The sequence below is a fragment of the Paracoccus sp. MC1854 genome (assembly GCF_014164635.1).
Classification (GTDB): domain Bacteria; phylum Pseudomonadota; class Alphaproteobacteria; order Rhodobacterales; family Rhodobacteraceae; genus Paracoccus.
In genome coordinates this window covers 422904-430493 of the sequence record NZ_JACJFU010000001.1, presented here as the reverse complement: position 1 = coordinate 430493, position 7590 = coordinate 422904, and the positions used below count along the sequence as shown (strand labels likewise).

At 68.6% G+C, this 7590-nt stretch carries 8 protein-coding genes and 1 pseudogene; 7 read left to right on the top strand and 2 right to left on the bottom strand.

The features are described 5' to 3' along the window. Positions 1–135 precede the first annotated feature (135 nt). The 3 genes and pseudogenes from H5395_RS18725 to truA form a co-directional block, all read left to right on the top strand. Positions 136–759: pseudogene (locus H5395_RS18725) on the top strand (DDE-type integrase/transposase/recombinase); the annotation flags it as partial. A gap of 237 nt (positions 760–996) precedes the next feature. Next, positions 997–1959: a 5-bromo-4-chloroindolyl phosphate hydrolysis family protein gene (locus H5395_RS02010; RefSeq protein ID WP_182790818.1), complete on the top strand. Its 963-nt coding sequence runs from the start codon at positions 997–999 to the stop codon at positions 1957–1959. A gap of 4 nt (positions 1960–1963) precedes the next feature. Beyond that, entirely contained in the window at positions 1964–2761 is a 798-nt protein-coding gene (gene truA, locus H5395_RS02005) for a tRNA pseudouridine(38-40) synthase TruA (RefSeq protein ID WP_182790817.1), read from the top strand. Here truA and H5395_RS02000 read toward each other — a convergent pair. After that, a complete protein-coding gene (locus tag H5395_RS02000) occupies positions 2733–3359 on the bottom strand; it encodes a sugar transferase (protein ID WP_182790870.1) in 627 nt (208 codons plus the stop codon). The two genes, truA and H5395_RS02000, sit on opposite strands and share 29 nt — an antisense overlap. Before the next feature lie 292 nt (positions 3360–3651). On the opposite strand from H5395_RS02000, the gene H5395_RS01995 reads away from it, so the two are divergent. The 4 genes from H5395_RS01995 (at position 3652) to H5395_RS01980 (ending at position 6135) form a co-directional block, all read left to right on the top strand. Further along, entirely contained in the window at positions 3652–4107 is a 456-nt protein-coding gene (locus tag H5395_RS01995) for a universal stress protein (protein WP_182790816.1), read from the top strand. 69 nt (positions 4108–4176) lie between these two features. After that, positions 4177–4740, top strand: coding sequence for a NifU family protein (locus H5395_RS01990; protein ID WP_182790815.1), 564 nt, complete (start codon positions 4177–4179; stop codon positions 4738–4740). Continuing rightward, positions 4733–5734: a tRNA (adenosine(37)-N6)-threonylcarbamoyltransferase complex dimerization subunit type 1 TsaB gene (gene tsaB / locus H5395_RS01985; RefSeq protein ID WP_182790814.1), complete on the top strand. Its 1002-nt coding sequence runs from the start codon at positions 4733–4735 to the stop codon at positions 5732–5734. Before H5395_RS01990 ends, tsaB begins: the two co-directional genes overlap by 8 nt. Continuing rightward, positions 5731–6135, top strand: a complete 405-nt coding sequence (locus H5395_RS01980; RefSeq protein WP_182790813.1) for a GNAT family N-acetyltransferase — start codon at positions 5731–5733, stop codon at positions 6133–6135. The genes tsaB and H5395_RS01980 overlap by 4 nt, the downstream gene beginning before the upstream one ends. A gap of 905 nt (positions 6136–7040) precedes the next feature. Here the strand turns inward: H5395_RS01980 and H5395_RS01975 are convergent. Further along, the gene (locus H5395_RS01975) at positions 7041–7421 is read right to left on the bottom strand and encodes a hypothetical protein (protein ID WP_182790812.1); all 381 of its coding nucleotides are present in this window, start codon (positions 7419–7421) and stop codon (positions 7041–7043) included. Positions 7422–7590: the final 169 nt, after the last annotated feature.

Genomic DNA, 7590 nt, shown 5'->3' with positions numbered 1-7590 from the left:
ACAGACGCAAAATGCCCGCTGCGGTGGGCGTGCGCCTCCGGTCGGGGCTACGCCCTCCTCCGTCACATGCCCACCGCGGCGTCTCATCCAGGTTGACGCGGAATCTCATCCTGTTTGTCGCGCAGCAGGGCGAAGCGGTCGAGCTATCACTACAAGGGTCGGCGCCGTCCGCAGGCCGCTTTGACAAAGCGGATCAAGGAATGAGGAGGATCAGGAAATGATCCGGTGGATCATTCCCCGACGAATGCCGAGACACAGACACGGGTGCGTTACGGCTACCGCCGGATCAATGTGCTGCTGCGACGCGAGGGTTGGGAGATCAACGCCAAGCGTGTCTACCGGCTCTACAAGGAGTTGGGCCTTCAGCTGAGGAACAAGGTGCCGAAACGGCGGGTGAAGGCGTAGCTCCGGGATGACCGCTGTCCGCCGGTCCGGGCCAATGAAACCTGGGCCATGGACTTTGTTCATGACCAACTTGCGACCGGAACCAGGATCCGGATCCTGACAATCGTCGACACCTTCTCGCGCTTCTCCCCGGCCATCGTGCCGCGGCCCGGATTCCGTGCCCCGGACGTGATCGCCGTCCTGGAACAGGTCGGCCGGGAGATCGGCCTGCCCAGGACCATCCGGGTCGATCAGGGCAGCGAGTTCATCTCCCGCGACCTGGACCTCTGGGCCTATCAGCGCGATGTGACATTCGACTTCAGCCGGCCCGGCAAGCCTACAGACAACGCGTTCATCGAGAGCCTGAACGGCAAGACCAGCTCTCCTATCTCTCCTACCTCTCCGCCATCCGCTTCGGAACGGCCGGGGCGCTGCGGGGTTGACCGTGTGGCTGCCCTTGTGCGACCCGCGGGGGGCGGCCATTGCCGAAACGCCCGTCCAGCCGAAAGACCACGCCCATGTCCCGTCCCGCCGCCCAGCGCCTGTCCTTCTTTCTTCTGATGGGGGTGACGCTTTACGCCTCGCTCTTCGGCGCGGGCTGAGGGCGGGGCGATGGCGAAACGGTTCGGCGGCAAGTTTTCCCCGGGCGCGGGGCGCGGCGGTGACGGCGTGCCCGCGAGGCCCGCGCCGGGCGAGGTGCGCCATCCGCATGAAGGGCGGACCAAGTGGATCACTGCCATGGCCTCGCCCTTCCTGCTGACGGCTTTCTTCCAGGGCGATCCGGTAGTGATGGCGACCAGCCTTGCGGGGTTCGGCATCACCGCGGGGGCAATGTGGATGACGCGGGAAGGGCTGCAGGCCGAGGCCGCCTATGACGCCCGCCGCGTGGCCCGCAGGCCCGCGATCCCGCGCAAGCTTTTTGGCGGCATCCTGACGGGGCTGGGTCTGGCGGTCGGTTCGGCCGAGCCGGGGGCGCTGGGGGGCGCGCTGGCAATCGGCTTCACCGGCTCGATCCTGCACTGGCTGACCTTCGGCACCGACCCGATGGCCGACAAGGGGATGGAGGGCGTGGACAGCTTCCAGCAGGACCGCGCCGCCCGCATGGTGGACGAGGCCGAAAAGCATCTGGCCGGCATCACCGACGCCATCAAGCTGGTGGGCGACCGGCGGCTAGAGGCCCGGGTGGGTATGTTCGCCGCGACCGCGCGGAACCTGTTCGACCGGGTGGAACAGGACCCCGGCGCACTGGCTGCGGCGCGGCGCTATCTCGGCGTCTACCTGATCGGCGCCCGCGACGCGACGGTGAAGTTCGCCGATCTCTACCAGCGCACCCGCGACGAAGGCGCGCGTCGTCAATACGAGGCGCTGCTGACCGACCTCGAAGCCAGCTTCCAGGCGCTGCAGCAGCGGTTGCATCAGGGTGGGCGCACCGACATGGACATCGAGATCCAGGTGCTGCGCGACCGCCTTGCCCGCGAGGGCGTCCGTCCGCCGGAAACCGCGGCGCTGGAGGACCGCAGCGATCCGACCCTGGACGACCTGTTCCGCATCCCCGAGAAACAGCCGCGCCGGTAAAGCCATGCCGCGCTTTGCGCTGAAGATCGAATATGACGGCGGACCCTTTGCCGGCTGGCAGGCGCAGGCCGACCGCGCCTCGGTTCAGGGTGAGGTTGAACGCGCCTTGGCGGCGCTGGATCCCGGCTTCCAGGCGGGCGCGCGGATTGCCGCGGCGGGACGGACGGACGCCGGGGTTCACGCGACCGGGCAGGTCGCCCATGCCGACCTGTCGCGCGACTGGGACCCCTTCCGGCTGGCCGAGGCGCTGAACTGGCACCTCAAGCCCACGCCGGTCGCGGTGCTGGCCGCGGCGCGCGTTGCCGACGATTTTCACGCCCGCTTCTCGGCGCAGGGGCGGCGCTACCTGTTCCGGCTGCTGTCGCGCCGGGCGCCCGTAACGCATGACCGGGGACAGGTCTGGCAGGTCGCCCATCTGCTGGATGCCGGGGCGATGCGGCAGGGCGCGGCGCATCTGCTCGGCAACCACGACTTCACCACCTTCCGTTCGACCATGTGCCAGGCGGCAAGCCCGGTGAAGACGCTGGACCGCATCGAGATCGAGGAGATCGTGCTGCCCCATGGCGCCGAATACCGTTTCCACCTGTCGGCGCGCTCCTTTCTGCACAACCAGGTCCGGTCCATCGTCGGCACGCTGGAACGGGTGGGCGCGGGGGCATGGGAACCCGGCAGGGTGCGCGAGGCGCTGGACGCCCGCGACCGCGCCGCCTGCGGGCCGGTCTGCCCGCCGCAGGGCCTGTATCTGGTGGGGGTGGACTACCCGGTGGACCCGTTCAGCGCCGCCGCTTCCAGCGCGGGATGATGACGGTCATCACCGTGTTGCCGATGATCCACAGGTCCAGCGCCAGCGTCCGGCGGCGCTGGTAGATCATGTCCAGCCGCAGCTTGGTCGGCAGGCAGCGCCGGTAATAGGCGGCCTCGGTCGCCTCGGGCGAATGGCAGCGGGCCATGATCCGGTCCTCATGCGCGTGATAGATTAGCGTGGCGAGGCCGGTGACGCCGGGACGGGTCCGCAGCACCTCGGCATAGCGGCGGGGAAAGCGGTCCACGTATTCGCGCAAGGGGGGGCGGGGGCCGACAAAGCTCATGTCGCCGCGCAGGATGTTGAAAAGCTGCGGCAGCTCGTCGATCCGCGTCCGGCGCAGGAAGCAGCCGAGCCGCGTGATCCGCCACGACTTGTAGGCGCCGGTCGCGCCCGCGTCCTTGTCCACGGCGGTCATGGTGCGGAACTTGATCAGCCGGAAGGGCTGCCCCGGCGCGCGCATCCGTTCCGACAGGTAGAAGACCGGCCGCCCTTCGAAGACCAGCAGCAGCCCGGCGACCAGCAGCATCAGCACCGACAGCGGCACCAGCAGCAGAAGCGCCAGCCCGACATCGAACAGCCGCTTGCCCGGCGTCATCCCGATGCCGGGCAAGCGCGGGATACCGGCCGAGGCGATCGCGCCTGCATTGCCCAGCGGGCCCGGCCCGTGGAATGGGGCAAGCCCGATCTTTTCGCTGTTCCAGTCGGGTTGGATCGTCACTCGCTCGGTCACCCTCGATCGGTCACGGCCGGGACTCTTCCTCGGCGTTAGCATAGTGGGGGTCCGATGCAAGTGCAGGGCCGGTGCTTTTCCTGGGGGGTTGAGAAGCTGATGCAGTTTTGCGACTCTGGCTCGGCGGAATCTGGCCGAGCTACCAAAGGAACGGGTAATGCGAAAGTTTCTGGTCGTGCTGGATGACAGCAAGGAATGCCTGAACGCGATCCGCTATGCCGCGCTGAGGGCTGCGAACACCGGGGGCGCGGTGCAGGTGCTGTCGGTGATCCCCGCCGAGGAAATCCAGCACGGCTTCGGGGTGGCCGATGTCATGCGGGCCGAAGCGCGCGAGCGGATCGAGGCGCAGTTCGAGGTCTTCGCCAAGTGGATGCGCGACCGTCCGGGGGTCGAGCCGGAACTGGTGATCCGCGAGGGCGATCCCGGGGCCGAGCTGATCGCCCAGATCAGCGACGACACCGCGATCGCCATTGTCGTGCTGGCCGCCGCCGCGGGCGGCAGCGGGCCGGGGCCGCTGGTCACGCGGCTGATGCGTGAGATGGCCTCGCTGCCCTGTCCGCTGACCATCGTGCCCGGCGACATCTCGCGCGAGCGGCTGGAGCAGATCACCTGAGCCGTCGGTCCCCCCGGCCTTGACTTGGCCGGTCCCGGGACCATATCGGACGGGACCGAGGAGCACCCGATGTTCATTCAGACCGAAACCACCCCGAACCCCGCCACGCTGAAGTTCCTGCCCGGCGAAACCGTGCTGGGCAGCGGCACCGCAGACTTCCCCGACGCGGGTCGTGCGGCGGCAAGCCCGCTGGCGCAGCGCATCTTCGCGGTGCCGGGCGTTGCCGGCGTCTTCCTGGGCTCGGATTTCGTGACCGTCACCAAGTCCGACGCGGCGATCTGGGACCAGATCAAGCCCTCGATCCTGGGCGCGATCATGGACCATTACCAGTCGGGCGACGCCGTGCTGGCGCAGTCCCAGGTTGCGGCCTCGGGCGGCCATGCCGCCCATGACGGCCCCGACGCCGAGATCGTGGGCCAGATCAAGGAACTGCTGGACACCCGCGTGCGCCCTGCCGTGGCGCAGGACGGCGGCGACATCACCTTCCACGGCTTCGACCGTGGCGTGGTCTACCTGCACATGCAGGGGGCCTGCGCGGGCTGCCCGTCCTCGACCCTGACGCTGAAGATGGGGATCGAGAACCTCCTGCGCCATTACATCCCCGAGGTCACCGAGGTTCGCCCCGTTGCCTGACGGCCTTCGGGTTCTAGGCTTCGACACGTCGGCCGCGCATTGCGCGGCCGCTGTCATTTGCGGCGACCGCGTACTGGCTCAGGGCGTCGAGCCGATGACCAAGGGCCAGGCCGAACGCCTGTTTCCGCTGCTCGAAGAGCTTCTGGCCGAAGCCGGCCTGTCCTGGTCCGACCTGGATGCCATCGGGGTGGGCGTCGGTCCGGGCAACTTCACCGGCATCCGCATCTCGGTCGCGGCGGCGCGCGGGCTGGCGCTGTCGCTGAACATCCCCGCGGTGGGCGTCTCGGCGACCGAGGCCGTCGCCTGCGATGCGCCACGCCCCTGCCGGGCCGTGGTGCCGCTGCGGGGGGAGGAGGTGGTCTGGCAGGATTTCGGTCTATGCCCCGATGTTCCGGCAAAAGGGGATGCGGCGGATCCGCCTGTCGCGGCCGACGGCCTGCCGGCTGGTGCCGCCTGGGCCGAGGACAGTGCCCGGACAGGGGCTTCAAGCGGCATGGATCATGCAGGCTCCTCCGAAGCGGCTGCCGAGGTCATGCGCGAGGCCTCGGACCATGGACATTCCGAAAAGCCCGCCCTGCCGCCGCACCACTCAGTCATGGCGCGATCATCAGGAACCCCGCACCGTGATTCCCCGATGCGCGATGATGGCCTGCCGGATGGCGCTTCAGGCTTCGCCCCTGCGGAACTAGGTGAGGAGCCGCCGCTGGCGGGATCTGTCGTGCCTGACCAGCCCGGGAGGGCGCCTTCCACGCCCCATCCCAGCAGCGACCCCCATGGCCCGGTGCTTTCCGGAAGGGACCGGCTTCCGCCCGGCCCGCCTGTCTGCCTGCCGCGTCATCCGGTCGCGGTCGCCATCGCGCGGGTGGCGCTCGGGCGTGTGGCAGCGACCGGCGGGACTATGGCCCAGCGTCATGTTCCCAGACCGGCGCCGCTGTATCTTCGCCCGGCCGATGCGGCCCCGCCCCGGGACCCTCCGCCCGTGATCCTGCGATGACTCCCGGCGAGCTTGCCGAGCTTCACGCCCGCTGCTTTGTCACGCCGCGACCTTGGACCGAAGCCGAGTTCACCGCGCTGCTCTCATCCGCCGCCTGCGTGCTGCATGAGACGGCGGGCGGCTTCCTTCTGGGCCGGATCGCAGGAGGCGAGGCCGAGCTTCTGACGCTTGCCGTCGATCCCGCCGCCCGCCGGGCCGGACGCGGGCGCGACCTTGTCCGCCGCTTTCAAGCGGCCTGCGCCGCGGCAGGCGCAGAGGCCGCGTTCCTCGAGGTTGCGTCCGACAATGCCGCAGCGCTTGCGCTCTACCGGGCCTGCGGCTGGTCGCCGGCAGGCCTGCGGCGGAACTATTATGCGCCCGGCGTCGATGCGGTGGTCATGCGGCATGCGCTTTCAGGCTGACGGCCTGCTCGTCACCGGCAACCATGCCTGATCCGTCGTCGGCCATTCTGTCCAGGCGTTCGTGTCACAGGAAACCTCGGGCAAATGCCTGCACGAAGCGGGCCGAGGTCGCTGAACCGCCGCTTGTTCGGCGTAACCAGCACAGTGCCGAGATTCCGCGACGCCATGGCGGGACGTGCTTTCCCGTTTACAGCGATGATGCCTGTCGGTCTGGAACCTCCAGCCGTTACGGTCGGCAGGCCGGGCGCTGCGGGAATGCAGTCCAGCGGACTCCCCCGGCCCTGAATGAATCGCATGAGCCGGGAAGTGGACCGGGCAACAGCCGAAAAAAAGAAGAATGCGAGGATTCCTGCGTTCTCCTGCGCGAAGGTCCACAGATGAGCGGCAGTTCTGCTCGATGTCCTGACCGGACCTGTCCGACGGGGGGACAGAGTGTCGATGCAAGCTACTGGAAGAAGTCACGGCGGACAGCCGCCGGACCCTGTCATCGCCATCACGAGCATGACTGCGCTGCACCCGGCTTCTGCCGGGATGCCCTGACCGGGTTCCGGGACTCGCCGCATCCGCAAGATCCCTTGCCGGTGAAGCAATCCGGCATGTCAGCGAACACCTGACGGACCGGGCCTCCCCTTGCAGTCGGCAGTAATGGTTCCCGAAGGTCGCCCAGCAGATGACCCGGTCAGGTCTGGAAGCCGCCCGGATGGCAGTCCCCCGCTTTGACGGGAATACACGCCGGTGCTGGACGTGCGCCCTGTCATTCGGGTGCGGCAGAGGTCTTCCCCAGTCGGCAGTTGTTGCCCCTGCCGGGACCGGGTTTCAGGGCATGGCGGAGGGAGGCATCCGCAGCGGGAGCCTTCCCGGGATGCTGCGAGTCTCGGACCCCGTGTTGCCACTACCTGAGCCCGTCAATTTCTCCGCTCCGCCTTCCTGCGTTCCTGATCCTCCTTCAGTTGCTGCAGGCGCGACAGTGCCTCGGCGCGACCAAAGGCGAGCGTGGCGGCACGTTGAGCCGCCTCAAGACCAGGCTTCATTCGTGCCAGCGCGACCTCGGCACGTTGCGCCTGGCCGGTGCGGTAAGCCACCACCGCCGTCGTCAGCTGCCACTGGTCCAGCCTGTCCGCACCAGGCGTAGCGATCGCCTCGGCCAGATCGGTGCGAAGGGCGTCGATCTGACGCTGCATGGCCTCGGCATGAACGCGATAGGCGGCATAGCGGCGCAGGTCCGCGTCCGCCTTGATGCGCGCCAGACGCGCAAGCGCCTCGAGTTGTCCGCTCTTCCCGCTCATGACAGGTCCGACCGGATCACCGGCGATCGCCTTGCATCAGCACCAGCCTGGCCAGCAGTGCCGCACCCTTTGGTCAGGCTGCCGCAGCAGCCGTGTGCGGGCAGGAACCGGCCATGCGCCGGGTCGCGCGGGCGGCTGGCACGGACCCGGACCTGCTCCATGCCCTGCA